The sequence below is a fragment of the bacterium genome (genome assembly GCA_021372535.1).
In the GTDB taxonomy this organism is placed as follows: domain Bacteria; phylum Latescibacterota; class Latescibacteria; order Latescibacterales; family Latescibacteraceae; genus JAFGMP01.
In genome coordinates this window covers 1-21185 of record JAJFUH010000158.1, presented here as the reverse complement: position 1 = coordinate 21185, position 21185 = coordinate 1, and the positions used below count along the sequence as shown (strand labels likewise).

The following is a 21185-nucleotide window of genomic DNA, read 5'->3' as shown; positions in this document are numbered from 1 at the left end:
TGTCCCTCTGTCCCTCTGTCCCTCTGTCTCTTTAGTGTTTTTTCATCGTATCCATGTATCGATATTTCTTGTTTTAGACTATGAGATATAGTAACCTTACAGAGTACATACACCCTTTTTCAGCAGAGTTATCTCCCCCCTATAAAAAATTCCTTTAAAAAAGGGGAAACCATGAAACGGATATTTTTTACAACTGCCTGTTTATTTATATTCTGCACAACATCATGGGCGTCGGACACGGTGTACAATGTCCTCGATTATGGCGCAATCGGGGACGGACGCGCCGACAATACGATGGCATTTCAGGCTGCTCTCGATGCGGCCGGAAAAACGGGGATGACTGTATATGTACCTCCAAGACAGTATCGCTTCGACGGTGTCCTGACCATACCGGACGGTGTGACACTCAGAGGCACATGGGAAGGCCCCCATCTGCCGGATATACAAAAAGGGAGCGCGCTGTTCATATATGCCGGAAGAGACCATGAAGATTCGCCACCGTTTTTGACCCTCAATCCGAACAGTGTGGTCAAAGGCCTCACCCTCTATTATCCCGAGCAGAAAATCGGCGACATACATCCTTATCCGTGGACAATACAACGCAGAGGATTCCGCTGCTCCATGATCGATCTTGCAATCGCCAACACATACAACGGTATCGACTGCGGCACTTATCCCGCCGGTGGTCAGCACCTGCGAAACATCGACATGTCGGCTCTCAGGAGAGGAGTGTATATCGACAGATCGTACGATATCGGCAGGATCGAAAATGTCCACATCCACCCGGTCAGCTGGGTCTACGGCGATGACAAAGGCCGGGATCGTGAACTGTGGGAGTACCTGCTCAAAAATCTCGAAGGATTCATTATCGGAAAATGCGACTGGGAGTACATGACCAACTGTTTTGTCATCTTCACTCGTGTGGGATTCCGGTTCATCGAAATGGAGCTGAAACCAGGGCAGGAGCGCGGTATTGCAGAACAGGGTAACATTCTCATCACCCAGAGCGGCGCGGACCTCTGTTTTCAGGGAGTCAGAGTCGAAAAAGTACAGGAACATGCCGGTATTGCTTTTGAAAACTGTCAATTCATGTCGGGGATTGAAATCGAGAACGGCAACACCGGACCGGTGAAACTGACGAACTGCGGATTCTGGGGTGTGTCACGGACAGGGTCGGTGATTGTCAATAATGGCCAGGGCACGGTCATACTCAATGCCTGCCACTTCTCAGCGTGGGACGATGAACGGTTCAGACCGGGATTCGTCTGGAATCCCTCGATCCCGTTCATAAAAATGACCGATGGTTCCCTGCTCATGTCATCGTGTCTGTTCAAGGATTTCGGCAATACGCCGGAGGCGCATATTTATCTCGGCGAAAAGGTCCGGTCGGCTTCGATAATCGGAAACAGTGTCGAACATGGGAAACTCGGCATAAAAAACATGTCACGGGGTGATGTTCAGACGTTCGGAAATGTCAGTGAACGATAATATTATTATACCATTATTGGTAAACAATCACCTATATTTACGGTGGAATGAACTCTCCTGTATCTGTCGAACAGAAAGAACCGGAAGAATTCGAATAATATAATAGAACACGGATTTACGCGGATTGGACGGATTTGTTTTTTTATATCTTCTGGGATGTGAACGATCAATGATTACTAAAGATTGTAAAATGATCTATTATGTCTATTTGTGTCTTGGTGGTAAAAATATTTTAATGAATAATCCTCATGACTATTGATAAGCACAACGAAGAATGTAAATAAATCGTAAAATATAGAAAGAGTTTTTCTCCGTGTCCTCCGTGTTTCCGCGGTAATAGTTTTATGAACATTTACAATAAAGCCGGGATAAACGACGATGTATACCTATTTCACAACCATGGTTTATCAGGTATTCAATCTGTTATTCATAATAGCATGGATGACCGGCGCATTAATTATCATTCATCAGTTTTTTCAGGAGTTCCGAGGCAGAGAATATGAAAATGGATATAATGAAACTGAATCCTTCAGAAACTGGAAGGCGATCAGATATCAGAAGATAAGAAAGGGATTCAGATTACTGACCATAGGAATCGGACTTCAGATTTCAGTCATCATAATCAAGTATCTCATACATGTTTTTATACGTTAAAGGTTTTATTTACAGTAGAAAACACTATCTGATTGACATGATATTGAAAAACCGTAAATACCGGCAGTATCTGACGTATATCCTGATCAGCACAGGTATTCTGTGCTCGATTATTGTGCTGACCTGTATAGGCTCTTTTAATTTCATGGATGGGAAATTATACGATTTATTCTTCAACATATACCGTCAGAAAACAAACCATTGCGATGATGTCGTAATTGTCTGTATCGATCAGCAAAGCATCGATTTTTTTGAAAAGAATGGTGTCGGCTGGCCATGGCCGAGAACGTTTCACTGCCAGCTCGTTAATTATCTGTCCCACGGAAAGCCGAGGGCTATCGTTTTCGATGTTCTTTTTTCCGAGCAGGATATATATGGCGAGGAATGTGATGATGAATTTGCTGTTTCAGTCTACAACTCGAAATCGGTTTATTTATCAGCAGTGGCGCAGGGAATGCTGGAAACCGAGACCGTATACGACAGCAATCTTTTTGTGGATGAACCCCGGCTTTTCAACCGTTTTTCTCACCTGAAGAATTACCATTCCGTTTCATTCCCGATTGAAAAACTAACAGGCGCTGCGAAAAGCATCGGGCTTGTCAACATCGAACCGGATTCCGATGGCATACACCGCAGCTACCCTCTCGTATACAAAATCAACGACAGGTATATCAATTCGCTTGCATATATGGTTGCAAAAGGTGTCATGACAAAAGAAATGTTCAATAAGAATGTCCGGAATAACATCAGAAGAACAACAGTGTTCGACGAGGAGGGAAAATTTCTGATTCACTGGTATGGAGAAGGCGGAACAGGACGAGGGAAAGAAAATGAAGACGGAGTTTTTACCTACTATTCATACCATGCGCTCATTGCCTCCTCTATTCAGATGGAGCGTGGCGAAAAACCGCTTATATCTCCCGACGTTTTTGACGATAAAATCGTTCTGATCGGATCAAATGCCGCCGGATTATTCGAGTTGAAAGCAACTCCATTCACCCACATGAATCTCTACCCCGGCACTGAAATTCATGCCACCGCGATTGAGAATCTGCTTTCGGGAAACTATATCATCCGCATGCAGAACTGGATGCTTTACATACTCATGATCGTAAGCACGATAATACTTGTTCTTGTGAACAGCCTGTCACGGCAGCTGCGGTATATAATAGCCGCAACCATCATCATCGTAACCGGAGAACTGATTGTATCATTTTTCCTGTTGTCTGCCAAACATATATGGATATATCCGGCGAAACTCCTCGTGACAGCATCAACGGTATTTTTCGGATTGATTGTATCCGGGTATATCATGGAATCGAACGAAAAGAAATTCATACACGATGCCTTCGGCAAATACCTTGCGCCCACTGTTGTTGACCATTTGATCGATAATCCCGAAATGCTCAACCAGATAGATGGCGAACGACGGGAAATAACCATTTATTTTTCAGATATTGAGAAGTTTACGACTATCTCCGAGGCATTGGGTCCCGAGAGACTGGTCAGGCTGGTCAATGAATACTTTGAAGATATGACCGATATTATTCAGAATCACCGTGGAACGGTAGACAGATTCGAGGGTGATGCAATCATGGCTTTTTACGGCGCTCCCATTCGTTTTGATAATCATGCCGAACTGGCCTGTATCGCCTGTATCGAAATGCAGAAAAAACTCCGGGAACTGCGCGCAAAATGGCATAACAGCACCATTCCCGATGTGTACACCAGAATGGGTATCAACAGCGGGCCGGTCATGGTCGGAAATATGGGATCATATTCAAGAAAACAGTACTCCATTATCGGCGATCCCGTAAATCTTGCATCACGTCTCGAATCACTCAACAAGCTGTACGGTACTTATATCATGATCGGGGAAAACACTTACGAGCAGGCGAAAAATGCGATTGAAGTCCGGGAGCTGGATATTGTAAGAGTTGTGGGTAAAAAAGAACCGGTAAGGATTTATGAACTGCTCGGGGAAAAAGGCGATCTGAATGAAAAATCGGAAAGAATCATCACTCTTTTTGCCAACGGGATTTCCAGTTACAGAAACAGAAACTGGGATGAAGCGATAGCGTTTTTCAATGAGATTCTTTCCATTGTCCCGGATGATGGTCCATCAAAAGTATATCATAAACGCTGCAGTGCTTATAAATTATCTCCGCCAGCCGCGGACTGGGACACGGTGATCGATATTACCATTAAATGATTGTCCGTTAATTGTATTGTATTTTGCGTCGATTGATATTACTTTCTTTTACGGGGACGTGTCTGATTCTGTCGAAAATATAACCACCATGCTGCTCATCGAGGGAGCGGAGATGACACCGCCGAATTTGAATGCAAACGAGATTATTGGTATCATTAAAAAAATACCCATGTTCAAAGGCTTGAATAACGACCAGATGTATAAGATTTTCAGAATCTGCCATATTAAAAAAATAAACAAAGATGAAATTCTCTGTAATGCGGGCGATGAATCAAAACATGTTTTTATATTAATATCTGGATTTTTACAGGCAACCTTTGTGGACGGGTCCAAATTATCCCGGATTTCTCCTCTGTGGACTGTTGGGGAGATGGGAGTGTTTTCGGGGGAAAAGCGGTCGGCGACCGTTATTGCCGACAGCGATTGTCTGCTGCTCGAAATAAACAGCGACCTACTGTTTCAGGTTTTCAATATGGATCCGGTTATCGGGAAAACTGTGGCAATTAATATTAATAAATACCTGTCTCACAAGCTGCGAACCAACCAGGCAATTATCGAAGAATTAAAAGTGTTCTGTCCGGAGAAAGTGTATGCGGAGATTATTGCCCGGGTCACGAAATTGTTTGGCTGATAGAATTTTTTTAAAAGAAGAGGTTAGTGAATACCAGCCGACCGGAATCATACGGAGAAGCAGGTTTACAGTCCTGAATAAACCGACAATCGTCAACGATCAGATCGGGATTATTTCATGAGCAGCATTTTCCGTGTCTCGGTATAGGTATTACCAACCTCCAGAGTGTAAAAATAAATTCCGCTCGGCATATCGCCAGCTTCCCAGACCACTGAAAATCTGCCCGCCTTTTCATTGTCATCCATAAGAACCTTCACCACCTGTCCGGTAATGTTGTATATTGTCAGCCGCACATGGGTTTCAGTGGGAATTTCATAACTCAATGTTGTTGAAGGATTGAACGGATTGGGAGAATTCTGGAAAAGCGTATAATCAACAGGCTTCTCTGATAACACAATTTCACTCAGAGCAATCTTCCCTGTTTTTGATTCACTGCTCCCGGGAATACGGATACAGTACTCAAGTATGGTGTTCTTACTGTTGTCGTTATCACTGAGTCTCAGCACGGCAAGCTCATTCGGGCCGTTATAGGTATCACCACTGCCGGTTTTAAATTGTGCGGCTGCCCATTCAAGAGAGCCATCGTTCAATGTTCTCGAAATCATGAAACTGTTTTCATTGTTTTTCCAATACCGCCCGCCTGATATGGTGATCCCGTCAGTCTTGCATTTCCCGCAGTCGAGCAATATACCAAAAGTATCGACATTCATGTCACACATCACCGAATATACGCCCGGTTGATCCTGAACGATATATATCCCGTCCCATGCCTGTTCCCCGCGGTAAACCATCTTCGCCGCCGTCTGATCTTTTACATTGACCACATACCATTGATACATCCATGCAAAAACCATAAGGTCCTCAAAATCAATGGTATTATCATGATCGATTATCAGCTCGGGGCTGGCGTCTTTAACCGGACCCAGACCATTTTTACTGTCCTTTATCGGGCCTATGTCCATTACAGAATTCTGATTTTGCCCCCATGCCGCAATAAATAATGCATAATCCCCCAGATCAATGGCGAGATTATGATTGTAATCTCCAACTAGATTCGTGACAAGGAACGGCATGGACAGTGCCGGATTCCCCTCGTGTTTATCGGAGGATTTCACAATGAAATGCGCCTGTCTGTTATATATATAACCAACATCTTTCATGGTATCCCATGATATGATAATATTGCCGGTTTTATTCGGTTGAGAAATCAGTAATTCCTTTCCGGATAAATTATTAAATGTATTCCCTCCATCGAGAGAGTACCGTGAAACAGTCGCCTGTTTTATTGAGTTGGAGTCATCATCAAGGTAATATTCAAAAACTGCCTTGACGGAGTCATTCTCAACGTCCGAAACTTTCAGTCTCAAATCGATAATGCCGGAATCCGCTTCCGGCAGCGAAACAAACTCAGTTACCGGTAATTTATTATAATTCACGGATAACGACAGTGAAAGGAGCTTCCCCCTAACGCCATTATCCGGCGTTACAATGAGCGTTATTGGTCCCTCATATCCGAAACTTCCCCCAAAGTCCTTATCACCTTCCCATGTAAAAGAACCTTTGTAGGGGCTGACAATACCCTTCAACGATTCTTTGATGGTTGCATTTAACGTGTCCCCTTTCACAACATACCGTACGATTAAATCTACCGGAAGGTTATCCATTTCTTCAACGTTATATTCTATTTTGATATCCGACTGATGTACTCCGCCCATGGAGTCTTTGAGCTCCGTAACCCTGCAATAGCGAAAACCGGTACCACTGACAGATACAAAAGCATCACTGGTGTTGTTCGTTAATGTTATTACGGCATCCTGTTTTCCGATATCACTCGGCTTAAAAGTCACCGTTATTATCGCACTTTTTCCCTGAGCAAGTGAAACTGCTTCCGAGGACACAATGAAATCGGGCTTGTCAGATCGTATGCTGGTCACCCGGAGATCATCATCTCCTGTATTGGCAATAGAGAAACTTCTTGTATCAGTACTGCCCACCAGAACCGGTTTATCAAAAGTTATCGAAGTATCCGATAGGGAGAGAACAGGTCCTATGGATTTACACTTCACCGGGGTTGTGATTATTTCGCTGCCGAGGGCATTGCTATTAATGGTGATGGAGGCGTTATGTTCTTCTCTACGGGCCGGCCTGCAGGAAACGTAGACAACCACGCTATCATTCTTCGACGGGAGGACAGCCCTGGTAAGGGACAGTGTAAAGAAGGGATCGTCAACAGCGATACCGGAAATATCAAGCTCGGCGTCACCCACATTTTTTATCACCAGACTGTCCGATACGGTCGTATTGACCGGCACTTTACCGAAATCAATCGCCGCCGGTGTAACTTCAATCATCGGCGCAACAACATGAGCGCTCACAACAATGGTAACAGTCTCTTCATCGAGGTCATTACAGGTAACGGTAATAAGCGCGGTATTAGAACCTCTCTGATCCGATCTAAAGGTAAAATCAACTCTTATGCTGTCGCCGGGAACAATCGAAATACTGTTTTTTCCGGAGAAAATATTTTTATCTACAATAAAAACGGAGTCGTTACTTGTAACACTGTATACCGTCAGTTCGGAATCACCATTGTTTTTAATAAAAAAGTGCCCTGTCCCGGTTTCTCCTTTATTAATCTGGCCGATGTCAATTTTAGGCGGAGATAAGGCAGTAACAATTAAAATATCAGGTTTGGTTCCCTTACCCCGCACCGGCACTAAAACCGTATCATGAGTGAGATCGTTACTTCCGATTGTGACCGAACACTGTTGATCCCCTTTTACCGTGGGGGAAAATGTAACAGTTACCGTTTTACTTGCGCCCGGAAGAAGAGTAACTTTTTCGGTATCTACCTTGAAAGCGGTGTTATCAGTGGTTATGTTGTCGACAGCAAGCGTGGAAGTACCGATGTTTTTAATGGTAAAAGTTTTGGTTCCGATACCACGGACAACTTCCACATCACCGATATTCAACGAAGCCGGGTCAACGGATATTTCCGGAGTGATCCCGTTCCCCGAGACATGAATATACGTGAATTTTTCATCCGGATCGTTTGATTCGATGGAGATCACGGCCGAAGAGGTGTCTTTCCGGGAAGGAGTAAATGTGATTTTCAATGGCTCACTGCCTCCGGCAGCTATCGTTGAGGATGCAATAACCCATGTGAAATCATTATTATTACTGGAAATATTTTTAATAATTAAATCCCCGTCCCCTTTATTTTCAATACTGAATGTTGTTGACAGGCTTACACGAATGACTTCCACATCATCGAAATCGAATGTTGTAAGGGGCAGATTGATATCAGGGGTGATACAGCGGGCGCTCACCGGAATTTCAACAACTTTCTCATCAAGATCGTTGCTCTCGACCGATATAGTGACACTCTTTGACCCTGTGTTCAGACCGGGAACGAAGATGAAAGTAACCACCACACTGTCACCGGGAACAAGCGTTGCAGAGGCAATGTCATTGTTAAACAAATTACTGTCCGTGCCCTTTATGCCGATACTGTATACTACCAGTTCTGCAGTTCCATCATTCTTTATGGTTAAAGATTTGTAACTGGTGTCATTGACAGCCACATCTCCGAAATTTATTGATAGTGGGGTAACAGTGATATCGGGAGTAACTCCCCTCCCCTTAGCTATGACGGTCAGTTTCTGATCCGTAAAGTTTTTGTTTTCGCTGGTAATCACGGTGCTGTCATCACCGGTTCCGGCTGGTGTAAAAATAACCGTAACCGGTTTACTGCCACCATTACGACCAAGGGAAACTTCAGAAGGAACCGCTCTAAAGGAAGGATTGCCGCTCGATATTGTCATAACGACGGGATCGATTTTCCCTTCATTCGTCAGGATATAACTCAATGTTTTATTATTGCCGATCTCGACTTCACCGAAATCGATTGAATCCGGACTTGCGGTAACAATGGGCGGTATTCCGTTCCCTTTTGCGGAAACAGTCAGCGGCGCTGCTGTCAATCCGTTATTCGTTACCGTAATTGTTGCTCTCTGGTTTTCACCAGCCGCAACCGGAGTAAAAGCGATTTCCACGGTTGTACTTAAACCTGAGCCGATTTTTACAGATGAAGGTGATACGATAAAAGCTGGATTGCTGCTCGTTATCGTGCTGGTAACGGGATTGACTTTCCCGTTATTGTTCAGGGTAATGATTTTTTTACCGGTATCGCCCACCTCAATTTCGTTATAATCAAGGGAGACCGGTTCAACCGTAACCTTGGGAGACACTCCGAGTCCAATGAGCGTTATATTGACTTTGGGTGTCTCAGGGTCATTACATGTAACAGTCAATGTACCGGGTTGAGAACCTATTGTTGTCGGGGTGAAGGTAACGGCTGCCATACCGGTCGAATCAGGCGGAACGGACAATGTTTTCGGATTACATGTTATTTCTTTACCACCGGTCATACTGCTTACGATCAAATCGGCAGTTCCGATGTTCTTAACCGGTAAATAAACCATGACACTGTCCCCAATTTCAACTTCACCAAAATCGAGCGGCAGCGGCGAAATGACAATATCGGAACCCACTATGACAGCATAAACACCTTCTATCAGTTTTCCATATTCTGTCTCGATTGAAAGCTGTGCCGAATCAGGACCCACGGCAACCGGTTTGATGGTTACCGTCACAAGAGCGCTGTCACTTTTCGGTATTGTAAAAGGTGAGGTTCTATCACTTGTGAATGCTGCATTGTTGCTTGTAATACTTTTCACTTGAATGTCATTGCTGCCCTTATTCATTATCTTAAAAGCCATCGAACTGACAACGCCATAATTAATTGTGCCCATATCTAACGGTGATGGTTCCAAACTTATATCAACCACTACTCCTGTAGCTTCAAATTCGACAGTAACGGATGGTTCGTTATCGTCATCGCTGAAGACGGTGATATTCGCATGCTTATATCCCGCCGACACCGGACTAAACATTACCGTAACTCTGCTCGAATCATGAGGCGGTATGAAAAATGAGGTTTTATCAAGTGTAAATACCTGATTATCACTCACAATATTATTTACAGTCAGTTTATAGGTTCCGAGATTGGAAACGGTAAAGTACCCGATACCGCTTTCCCCGACAATTACATTCCCAATATTTACCCGGTTTCCCCTTGTTGGCACAGTATCAATTTCCGGTGTTACTCCACGGCCAAGAACCGGTACCAGCAGTAGACTATCAGTCCGGGCTATGCTCTGTATTGTTATCGTACCGGTGTAAGTACGTTCCTGGTTTGGAGTGAATGTAACAATTACATCCTGATGACCACCCTCAGGTATGGTTGCCTCTGTCGGATTGAATGATAGATATGGAAGGTCCGAACTGATTCTCTCCACCACGAGATCGCCGGTTCCCTCATTCCGTATGACCATCACCGTATCTGCGCTCGCGCCTATCCGTATATCTCCGAAGTTAAGAGAATCGGGCGAAACGGAAGGTACAGGATCAATACTTTTGCCCCTGACATTAACCATATAAGGTGATTTTGAGGTAACCGAATTGTAGATAGAAAAAGTTCCCGAGCGATCTCCCGGTTGAGAAGGTCTGAATGTAACCGCGACATTCACACTTTTACCATCATCGATAGCGACGCTGGACGGCGAGACCGTAAAATCAGGCAAACTGCTGGTAATACTGCTGACATAGAGGGAATCGGAGCCGGGATTATCAATGGTCAACCACTGCGATTGTGATGTACCAAGCGGTGTATCAGTGAAAACAAGAGGATTGGGATGAACATAAATATCGGGATAGCTGATAACGAAAGGAGCATAACTTTGTTTATACTCCGAGGGATAAACAGTATCAGTGAGTCTCACATAGCAATTTGTCGAGGGTGTTTCGGGAACCAGCCACGAATATTTTCCGAGGGAAGCGTTGACAGGGGATTTAATAAGCTTCCATTCAGCCAAACTATCGCAGCCGTCAATCGAATACTCGATTTTAAGGTTGACTATATCATGGGAAATCCATGAAATATTATACGTCCCGCCTGCGTGCCATTTCTCACCCCAGTTGGGTGCAATGAGCCGTATTTTTTCATTATGAAGCGAATCCGGAGGAACTTCTTCATACCCGCTGTTCTGAGCATTGATGAAAAAATAATTCGGCGCCGGAGCGCCAACCCCATTGGCCGCATAATCTCTGATCGCTCCCTTCCCGTGATTTCCGGAAGACGGCGGCACGCTAGACTGTCCGGATGAAACCGACGCATAACTGAGCCGGGGGACGGTTCCGTAAGGAAGTTCTTTTTCAATCACCCGCAATATCAGGAAGTTGCCATCAGTATAATGACTGTTTGTTTGGAATGCATACGCGTCCTCGATCATCCAGAAACCATCCACTACAGCATCATGAACCGGCTCGGAGAAAAGAAGCCACCATTCATCGAACAGACCGTTATTGTCGATGTCTTTTGTTGTGCCGCGAAGAATAATCGGGGCAGCCTTGTCGACTTCAACCGCAGAGACATCAGAAATCTGTGATACGGTTGCACCCGTTTTATATTTGAGTGTGTTTCCGTAATAGGTGACATTCGGTTTTACGCCGGTATCGTATTCCTGGCCCTCATAAAAGAAAACACTCAAAGCTTTGTAACCATCACAAATTCCATCACCGTTATTATCAAGATTGATACCGATTGAATAAACACTGTATCCCGAAACGGCAAAAGTATCTTTGCTGGTTATCATGACCGTACTTGAATCGACCTCGGTATCGAACCATATGACTGCCCTGTCGATCTTCCCGTTACGGTTGGTGTCATGTATTTCGATTCCTTTGAGAACATCCACTCCCAAAGAAAAAGACGGCGCGGCGGATAACAGAAGCATACCCAGGAAATACAGACAGACATGGTTAAAATAATGTCCGAAATCGCGCCTCATTTATATACCCTCACGAAATCCAGCCCCTCACTGTTTATATTGATGGCACTGTTATTAATGTCTCTGAACTTCGTTTTTTCCCGATCAACGGTGATTTCCCCGGTATTATTCTGATTAACGGTAAAAGAACCAAGGAGCAGGTTTCCTGAAATCCCTTTTTTTGTAATAAGACAGGCAAAGTCGATGACAAGCCGGTTACTGTCTGCTAACTTGGATAAAATAACCAATGATGAATCCGGACTATTGCTAACTATTAATGTGTCAATATCTGCGCACGACTGGGTTGCGATGATTTCTATATGCGCTCCCATGAGGTTCGTAACATCATAAAGATACACAGAAACATCTTTCAAACCGGTAACCTTCCGTGGAGAAAAAGTAATTCCGGGCCCTTTTATGGTTTCGATAACAAAATTTGTAGTATCTTTTTCGCCAACATGAAACTCATTCTCCGGCATAATAGTAAACGTGTGGGCGCCTTCTTCGATATCTTCAATGTATACGAACGTAGTGTCACAATCATTCCACGTGTTATTGTCGATTCTATACTGACATTTGGTCGTAATTTCATTCCATAACCAGGAAATTTTAAGATTCCTCGACGTTATCACATCACCATCATCAAGATTTGTTATTGTAATAATTTTAGGCGGAGTATATTTTGATGATTTTTCATCTTCAGGATTATTATATTCCAATTCTGTGGGTGCAGGAGAACAAACCGCAAGAAAGGTTATGATACCCATAAGCACACTCAGCATCAAGAATTTACATGATTTGCTATTCACTCTAAAACCTCATACTTACTGAAATTCCGGATATTTCGTGGTCAGAATACGGTTTTATATCGAACGATTGAACATGTGGATTCGTATTATTCATCTGTTTCACAAGCGCAATATCGATTACATTCCATAGATATACTCCGATGACAGCAACGTATGTTCCATACACCATGGAAGAAGCTGATTTTGCTGTATCGTGTTTAGTCTTCATGTTTTCTCTCTCAACATCAATATTCGTTTGCGGAGGCTTGGTACTTTCATAGATTTTTTTTGCATCATTATAGTCGTTTACCGCTTTGGAAGCGTTGAGGTATGACAGAACAGCCCCTCCGATAGCGGCGAACTGGAGAACTGTCATGACATTCCCTTTTGTTGAGTCTTCGAGATATCTCTGGCCGCTCCCGGGGAGTATAAGACTTTTGTTGAACGCCTCTTTTTTCAATTTTATTTCAAGCTTATACGAAGATTCATTTTTTTGAGCCCGTTCCACCTTGAAGGGGGCAACATATGTTTTATATCCTTTTTTCCTGACTGTCATAGTATAGCTTCCGCTCCCCATCTCTCTGTCGATAATAGGGGTCTCACCTATCCTTTGCCCATCCACGAAAACCTCTGCACCATCAGGATCACCCTTAAAAGTGACCTGGCCGGTTTTTATTATTTCCAGTTCGAATTGAACTCCAGATGTTTGTCCGGTTACAACCTCGATATTCGTTGAATAATCCACATATCCAATTTTTTTAATTGTTACATCATAATAACCACGTTTTTGACGTTTTCTGTCAATCGGTGTTTCTCCGATTTTTTCCCCATTCAGCAATACCTCAGCGCCATCAGGCATACCGGTTATCGTAATGTATCCGAATGTAGGCACCAGTGAATATATCTGATCTTTTACTGTCTTTTTTTCAATAACAATATTTTCTACGAAATCCTCATACTCTTCTTTTTTTACCCTCAGCAAATGGTTTCCCACCGGCAATACTAATTCACGAACGGGCGCCAGTCCCAGTGGTTTATTGTCTAGATACACCTCCGCATCAGATGGAAGACCCCGTACAGTGAGACTACCGAGCTCATCACCGGTCAGGCGTCTTGGAACTAATTCAAATACTGCCCCCGCACTCAGGGGTGATGTAATATCCGCTTTGGCATCCCAGTGAAAATGTCTTCTCTCACCGGGCGAAATCCCAAAACCGATATCGCCCATCAGTGCCTTAGGAAATATATAGGTTTGTCCCTGATTTTCTGTAATCCTCACAGTTACTTCAAATAAGGCCTTTTCATCACTGTCAACCAGATTGTAATAGACATCATAACCCGCGCCGGATCTGTCAATGATGACTTCCACATTGTTCAACTCTTCGCACGGAACAGATACTACTATAGAAAGGAAAAAGACAGAGGCTGCAAAAACGCTGTATAGTTTTTTTATTCTCATAGTATCATTCCTTAATACGCGCCGATATATCCATACATGCCCTTTATGCGGTCACCGGGCATTCGGTGCAATCACACATCCGCCGGTAAAAAGACGCTGTAACAACGATATCTATAAAAAGCATATCATATCTGTGATTCACATCACAACATAACGAATGATGTATAACTTTATTAAGTGGGGAAAAAGGAAGTCATTTGCTTATTAATAATATAAAACTTTATTGAACCAATAAAAAAACAGAATATTTTTTAATATATATACTATTTTCCTGCAAAAAATAAGTTTTTTGAGTAGTATATGCAATTTTTACTACTTTTTCCCTTGCTTTTATGTGCCGTTATAGGTTAAATACTGTCATAATTGATCATTTTCAGAAAAAATAATGAACAATCAGATTGCCACAAGAAATGCTGACCAGGTTCTATTAAAGGGTTGCAAATCAGAATCTTATACTGGTATATGGCAATTTATAATTTTATGAATATGTTTTTCATAAGCATGATACTATCATTATATACTATTTTATTATTCGGATACATGGTTATTGCGCGTGAAATACTCAGTTGATATATTTCATCAATATTAGTATAGTATTATCAATAATACATGTAATAATGCCATGCAATCAGAGGAGGCGAACATTAAAGAACTACTTACTGCCGTTTGACGTAAACGTACGATTGTTTCTTGTGAAAGGAATCTGCCGGAAAGACAGGCACCATGAAGCAGCGTAAATTCAATGTGTTGTCGTGAGCATAAATAATATAAATCCAGACAAGGAGGAGGTTCACCATGAAACGACTGGTTCTTGTGAGTATGGTTCTTGCTCTTTCGGTTTACATGTGGTCATGCGGGGCAAAACCGGGTGTTGAAGAACGTGTTGTAGTATTGGAAAAGTATCCTGACGCATATGTAGGAATCGGATATTCCGCCAAGAATCTCGATGAAAATATCGCCATAGAACAGGCGAAAGCCAATGCATTGATCGATATATCGCAACAGATCGAAACCGAAGTAAAATCGCTATCCGAAACATACATGCGCGGTACAACGGCAAGCTCGAAAGATGCGCAGGTAGCCCTGAGCGAGCAGGATTTCATGCGTGTTGCCAAGATAGTAACACAGAATTTTCTCCGCGGAGCAACACCGAAAGAAATCGGATACCGTAAAGATGGTTCGGTACGGGCTACGATTATCATGCCCAAAGAAGAGTTTTACAAGGATATGAAGACAAAAATCCCCGACCAGGTGAGACGTGAAGCGCTCAAAGTTCAGATTCAGCACGAAGAGGCACAAAAGAAGCTCGATGCCGAAATCGACAAGCGCATACAAGAACTCAATAAATAATGAAAAATGCTGTATGCATATTTACCTTGTTCTTCACGATACTGGTGGCCGGGACATGCGGAAATAAACCACATACCTCAAAAATCATGGACGCGGCGATAATTGATACCATCTCGCCGCGTTCCGATGAGGTAGTTGTAATCGGTCTATCGCTTGCTACCTACGATTCAACACTGTCAACGACCTGGGCCATCGAAAACGGTATAATGCGCCTTGCACTGTATCTGGGGATAGAACTGAACGATTCGACATTATTTTCGCAGGGATCTTTCCGGGGTCCGCGTATCTCCAGAAAGACTGATGAATCGTTGATAAATACCGAAGGAATACTGGGGATTTCCGCCTCGGTACGTATTCTGGACATCCGTGAGAACAAAAACGGGATCAAATCGGTAGCGATGGGTATCAGCCACCCTTCTTTCCGATCGCTAACAGGCGGGAAATTCCCCAGCGCCCTTAAGACGGTAAAACCCCAGTGGATAGAAACATTACCCGTGGAAAACGGATATATATATGCGCTTGGTTTCTCTCAACCCTGGTTTAATCCGCTTCGTGCCCTCAGAGAAGCGGAACAGAATGCCCGTCGATCGATAGCACAGGTTATGGGTGTCCAAGTCAACTCGGAAAAAGAATTTATCGAAAACGGCGACGGAGTAACCATCACCGGTGATGCTGTTTTCAAAACCAGTGAAATTCTTACCAGAACAGAACTCTATGACTTCTGGGAGAATAATAATACGGGAACAGTTTATGTACTTGTGAGAACATCCATTAAAAAAGAACAATAGGATTTTAGAGGTAAATATATGATTCGACGAACATTATTTCGGGTGCTCATATCAGGCCTTTCTGCCATTACAATAACTGTTCCCGGATGCGGTTCAAAAGACAAATACAAAGAGATTGAACGCGTACGCAAGGAATCCGAAAAAAACAAGGAAAAGAATAAATGATATTTACGGGTTCCGATAAAAACCTTGTGAAAAATCCCGTATGTGAGGATTTATCCTTTCAGGGATCAGCGCGAAATCCCGTTCTGCGTTCCTCCGGCAGCAAGAGATTCACGGATTCCTCACCAGGGTTTGTGAAAATGCGGCTGTCCCGCCACCTCAATACTTTGATACTCGTTTTAATTGCCTGTTCCTTCTCCCACATTTCCTGCATGTTTCATAAAAAGACCCTTGACAGATCGGTAATAGAAAGTATTCGATCCGATGCAGGCCGTAATACTCAAAAAATGGTTGAACCCCGCCCCGTGGAAACCACATCCGATAAAGATTCCCTCCCAAAACAGGAACCTGAAAAATCCGTTTCCCAGGACACATCCGAAATCGTCAAGAAAGGCGATGTCTGGCGCGATGGCGAATGGATAGTTGCATGTGCCGAGTGTGCGGAGCTTAATCTCTCCCGGGAAGAAGCGATTAACAAAGCAACCAACGAAGCCCGTATGAAAGCTGTCGCTTTCGAAGCCGGTATTATACTGGTATCTGATACGACAATCGACCAGAACGAGCAGCGTGTTCTTTTCGATAAGTATACGAACATAAAATCCCGTGGGAAAATCGTCGACGAAGATGGCGATCCGGTGATAGAAATTATTAGTACTGACATGAAAGACTCTCGTGGTCTTCCCGTGAATATATACCGGGTAACCGTGCGGTGCAAGGTGGAGCAGGAAGGCGAACATGATCCCATGTTCGCAGTCACGCTGGACATGGACAAAGCCCTATATAAAGCAGGTGAAACCATGAAATTCGTGATTCAATCAACCCAGGACTGTTATATCACGATTTTCAATGTTCATGGCTATGATAATAAAGTCCATATGCTGTTTCCCAACGACTACGACAGTGATAACTTTATTTTTGCAAATACAGTAACGACAATCCCTTCAGCAGACAGCGGGATTGTTTTTAAAGCCATGCTCGACGAAAAACAGAACCGTTCATCTGAACTGATTCAGGTGGTGGCAACGAAAAATAAGGTGAATTTTGCTGAGGGATGGTCTAAAGAGGCAATATTCAGTTTTTATCCGACACCGGCCGCGGCAGGATATACCATCGGGAAAATACTCGTAAACACGCCCTGTGAACAATGGACAGAAACTGCAAAAACTCTTATCATTGAACAGAATAATTCACATTGACGGTCGTTTAAAACACACCCCCGGTTCATCCTTAATAATAAAACCTTCCAAATCCTCAAGTTCTGACGATATCCGCATTCTATCGAATCATATGAATAGACCGGGTGATCATGGTACGCGATTCACTTTGTTTTCTTTTTTTCCAGTTCGGTCATGAGATTACGCAATTTTTTCTGACCGAGAGGATCAATTCCGGTAACACGCAATTCATTGATAACGCCGCTCAATTCATTTATCGATTCATCAAGTGCTGCCAAGGAATCGGATTGTAAAGCTTTTTGAGAATTTTCAATGGCACGCTCAACCCGGATATTCATTTTAACAGTCTTGAGAAGCTCCTGCCCTTCTTTGCCCGGAATGTTTGTCAACATTTTTTCCGCAGTCTCATAATCGCCTTTTTCGACAAGAATCCTGATCTTGCTTATATCCCCGGAAGAATCACCGGGACCGAACCACCGGGATTTACCGACAAAAAACAGGATAATAACCACCGTTACAATCAGAGTACTCAGGATTATAATCGTTCTGGACAATATACGGCGGCCAAAGATAGAGAATCCCGATATTTTATCTTTGTCCTTTTCCGTGAGGGTCAACGGCTGATATTCAACAATTTTTTCCGTTTCAACGGTAACATCGGGAGCTTTTAAAGGTTCAATGGAAGCTTCCGCAGGGTGTTTATAAGGTTCCGGACTTTTACTCTTGGATGAAAGAAGTTGCTCCGCTTTTGAATATGTTATCGGAATCTCCTCTGATTCGGGTTCAGCGGTTCTCAGAGCAGATTCGGAAACGGGAGGTTTTAGTTTATGAACCGGTGATATATGTCTTGATGGCTTTGCCGGCTGAACAATCAGAGAAAACAGGCCGATATTGATAATATCGTTTTCACGGAGTATATATGAATCGTGAATGGGTCTGGCATTTACATATACTTCCGTTTTTCTCGAAACAGGAGTAATTATCACATTTCCGGATTCCTGCGACAGAATGGCATGCTTCGGATATATTTCATCATCGTCCAGAATGACCGAGGCGTTTTTATAGCTTCCGATTATCCCTTGTATCTGACCGAGATCATAACTTCTGATTAATTCCGTCCTGAGCTGCACATCAAGATACATCTTTATTCTCTACCCTTTTATGGATGAGCGAATATTTGTCAAGTGTCATAAGATAATATTTATATTAATATTATATATTTCTCTACTCCGTCTATTTTTCTGCGATTCAACAACCGTTTATTCAGGCTCCAAAGTGAATGACAGCAGTACAGGGCCAATACCAATGGTTGACTCATTTTCCAGAATCACCTTTTCATGATTAATTTCCCGGCCGTTGACAACTGTCCCGCTTGTGCTCTGATCAACCAGCATACAGGAACCATCCCTCAGGAGTTTGATGACACAATGAGACCGTGACACATGAATATCCTTAATCACAAAATCATTATTATCTGCACGGCCGATGGAAAAGGAATTCCTCCGTATTTTTTTCAAGGAACCTTTATAAGGTCCCCGAACAATGGCAAGTGTAGGTATCATCAGGATTTCCGATATATTAAGATAACATCAATATTAATGATATTATATGAGCTGTTTTTTATTAATTGTCAACCATCATTCCCCCGAAGGGATTATTCGGAAAGTCATCATTAAACGAATCCAGGGGTATCGGATTTTCTTCAAGGCGCTGAATTCCCATGATAATTTTGGTAACATCCAACGAATCTTTACAGCCTTTAACTCTGCCATTGGAAATCGTAACGTAACTCGAGCCTTTTAAATTACCGATTTTTGTGACCGCTATCAGTTCATATTTTTCATCAACAAGATTTTTAAGGGTAAAAAACCCATCTTTGACAGGAATGGTAATTCCCTTACTTGTGAAAAAATCAAAATACGACACGGTACATTCGAGACTGTCAGGAACGGGCATCTTTGAACCTAATAATACAACACCGTTAATAAAAGCCCGTTGAACGGCGCCCGTTTCCTGAGTCACCGTTCCGCCTGTTGATTTAAGCGATTGTCCACCCTTATGAAGCCCGGAACACCCTATAACCGCAGAAACGATCGTAAGAATGAGTAAATCCATGATGATGAATTCATGCTTTTTCATTCTGTACCCCGATTCAAGCGAATACATACATTACATGAATAATTCAACGAGACTCACACAATCCTTAAAAATCGGACATGGCTTTTTTATCAGTTGTCACGGATAATTCCCTTGGCGGGAATAATATCACCCTCAAAAAAACCCGGGGGCACGGGCGCCTCTTCGACTTTTTCTTTACCCAGAATCACCCGCACAAAATCATCGGTGCTTTTACTCCCGACAAGATGGCCGTTCCTGATCGTAAAAATGCAGGATCCCCGCAAGCCTCCAACCCCGGATACAGCCTCAAGTTTATATTTTTCATCCACCAGATTCGTAAGCAAAAAGGTACCGTTTTTTATCGGTATGGTAATGTCTTTATTGGTCGCGAAATCAAAATACATTACGGTACATTTGAGACTGTCCGGAACAATCGTGTTATTCTCATATACAACGACACCGTTTACAACAAGCTGCTCTCTCGATTCGACAGTATTCGATTTCACCCCGGAGCTTGCCTGCGGATTGTTATTTTGCCCCTTCGGACCACACCCCACGCATAAAATACCAATAAATGCCATACTGATGCCTGCCATCATGCAATTTTTCAGCCTCATAATCTGCTCCTCCCCATATTATCAGGATCATTACATTACTATTGTCTTTATTGTTCAGTATACGTTCGACGCTCCTATTCGATTTCAAGAATGGCATCCAGCAATTCACGTGTAAAAGGATGATGAACATTGTTACCCGATGTTTGATCGGGCATAAGCGATTCAACAATCTTACCTCTTTCCATGACTTCGATACGACGGCACCACTGACGGACAAGCCTGAGATCATGGGAAATAAGGAGAATCGCCATACTGTTCTCTTCGTTTCTTCGGGAGAGTATATTCATTATCTGCTGTTTGGTTGATGAATCCAGTCCCGAAGAAACCTCATCAGCTATTACAAGTTTCGGATCCATCGAGAGACCGCGCGCAAGAGAAACACGTCTTTTTTCCCCTCCGCTCAGCTCATGGGGATATTTTTTTTCAAAACCGTACAGATTAACCTCATTCAAAAGCTCGCTCACCATTATCCGCCGTTCCATTTTTGCCAGCGAAGTGTAGAGTTTGATCGGCTCCTCGACGATGCGGAAAACAGTCATATGCGGGTTCAGCGATGCCGAAGGGTCCTGAAACAGCATTCTTATCCGGTGCCTGAAATTCCTCAACTTCTCGTTTTTCAGCTCATGGACAGACTCACCCCCGTACAATACCGCTCCACTGTCAGGAGCGATCAACCGTACGGCAATTCTTGCAAGCGTAGATTTTCCGCATCCAGTTCTTCCGACAAGTCCGACGACCTCGCCTTCCCCGATACCCAATGACACATCGTCAACCGCCCGAAAAACCTGTGACTCCGGTGTGTCAGTCTGCAGGAAGGATTTAATGCCGGATCGGCGAAATATTTTAACGACAT

At 43.2% G+C, this 21185-nt stretch carries 14 protein-coding genes; 6 read left to right on the top strand and 8 right to left on the bottom strand.

Going from position 1 to position 21185, the window contains the following annotated elements:
- The first annotated feature begins 171 nt into the window (after window positions 1-171).
- The 3 genes from LLG96_13995 (at window position 172) to LLG96_13985 (ending at window position 4985) form a co-directional block, all read left to right on the top strand.
- On the top strand, window positions 172-1488 hold the full coding sequence (locus LLG96_13995; protein ID MCE5251323.1) for a glycoside hydrolase family 55 protein: 1317 nt from the start codon (window positions 172-174) through the stop codon (window positions 1486-1488).
- A gap of 691 nt (window positions 1489-2179) precedes the next feature.
- Window positions 2180-4354 (top strand): adenylate/guanylate cyclase domain-containing protein, encoded by a 2175-nt coding sequence (locus LLG96_13990; protein MCE5251322.1) that lies wholly within the window; start codon window positions 2180-2182, stop codon window positions 4352-4354.
- A gap of 58 nt (window positions 4355-4412) precedes the next feature.
- Window positions 4413-4985 carry a Crp/Fnr family transcriptional regulator gene (locus LLG96_13985; protein ID MCE5251321.1) on the top strand — a complete coding sequence of 191 codons (573 nt, stop codon included), beginning with the start codon at window positions 4413-4415 and terminating at the stop codon, window positions 4983-4985.
- Between the two features lie 110 nt (window positions 4986-5095).
- Here LLG96_13985 and LLG96_13980 read toward each other — a convergent pair whose 3' ends face one another.
- From LLG96_13980 to LLG96_13970, 3 genes are read right to left on the bottom strand one after another with little or no spacing between them, the layout of a single operon-like run.
- Complete coding sequence (locus tag LLG96_13980; GenBank protein ID MCE5251320.1) at window positions 5096-11896, bottom strand: choice-of-anchor D domain-containing protein; 6801 nt, start codon at window positions 11894-11896, stop codon at window positions 5096-5098.
- Window positions 11893-12642 (bottom strand): hypothetical protein, encoded by a 750-nt coding sequence (locus tag LLG96_13975; protein MCE5251319.1) that lies wholly within the window; start codon window positions 12640-12642, stop codon window positions 11893-11895. The genes LLG96_13980 and LLG96_13975 overlap by 4 nt, the downstream gene beginning before the upstream one ends.
- A 43-nt stretch (window positions 12643-12685) precedes the next feature.
- A complete protein-coding gene (locus tag LLG96_13970) occupies window positions 12686-14122 on the bottom strand; it encodes a PEGA domain-containing protein (GenBank protein MCE5251318.1) in 1437 nt (478 codons plus the stop codon).
- A 795-nt stretch (window positions 14123-14917) separates the two neighbouring features.
- Here LLG96_13970 and LLG96_13965 point away from each other — a divergent pair.
- The 3 genes from LLG96_13965 (at window position 14918) to LLG96_13955 (ending at window position 17618) form a co-directional block, all read left to right on the top strand.
- Window positions 14918-15472: a hypothetical protein gene (locus LLG96_13965; GenBank protein ID MCE5251317.1), complete on the top strand. Its 555-nt coding sequence runs from the start codon at window positions 14918-14920 to the stop codon at window positions 15470-15472.
- Window positions 15472-16260 carry an LPP20 family lipoprotein gene (locus tag LLG96_13960; protein ID MCE5251316.1) on the top strand — a complete coding sequence of 263 codons (789 nt, stop codon included), beginning with the start codon at window positions 15472-15474 and terminating at the stop codon, window positions 16258-16260. Before LLG96_13965 ends, LLG96_13960 begins: the two co-directional genes overlap by 1 nt.
- 449 nt (window positions 16261-16709) lie before the next feature.
- Window positions 16710-17618, top strand: coding sequence for a DUF4384 domain-containing protein (locus tag LLG96_13955; protein ID MCE5251315.1), 909 nt, complete (start codon window positions 16710-16712; stop codon window positions 17616-17618).
- A 122-nt stretch (window positions 17619-17740) separates the two neighbouring features.
- Here the strand turns inward: LLG96_13955 and LLG96_13950 are convergent, their stop codons facing one another.
- The 5 genes from LLG96_13950 to LLG96_13930 form a co-directional block, all read right to left on the bottom strand.
- Window positions 17741-18739 (bottom strand): FHA domain-containing protein, encoded by a 999-nt coding sequence (locus tag LLG96_13950; protein MCE5251314.1) that lies wholly within the window; start codon window positions 18737-18739, stop codon window positions 17741-17743.
- Window positions 18740-18856: 117 nt separating this feature from the next.
- Window positions 18857-19159 carry an FHA domain-containing protein gene (locus LLG96_13945; protein MCE5251313.1) on the bottom strand — a complete coding sequence of 101 codons (303 nt, stop codon included), beginning with the start codon at window positions 19157-19159 and terminating at the stop codon, window positions 18857-18859.
- Window positions 19160-19220: 61 nt separating this feature from the next.
- Window positions 19221-19712 (bottom strand): hypothetical protein, encoded by a 492-nt coding sequence (locus tag LLG96_13940; protein MCE5251312.1) that lies wholly within the window; start codon window positions 19710-19712, stop codon window positions 19221-19223.
- A gap of 113 nt (window positions 19713-19825) precedes the next feature.
- Window positions 19826-20332 (bottom strand): hypothetical protein, encoded by a 507-nt coding sequence (locus tag LLG96_13935; GenBank protein ID MCE5251311.1) that lies wholly within the window; start codon window positions 20330-20332, stop codon window positions 19826-19828.
- A 74-nt stretch (window positions 20333-20406) separates the two neighbouring features.
- A partial coding sequence (locus LLG96_13930; protein MCE5251310.1) for a dipeptide/oligopeptide/nickel ABC transporter ATP-binding protein occupies window positions 20407-21185 on the bottom strand: 779 nt, incomplete at its 5' end.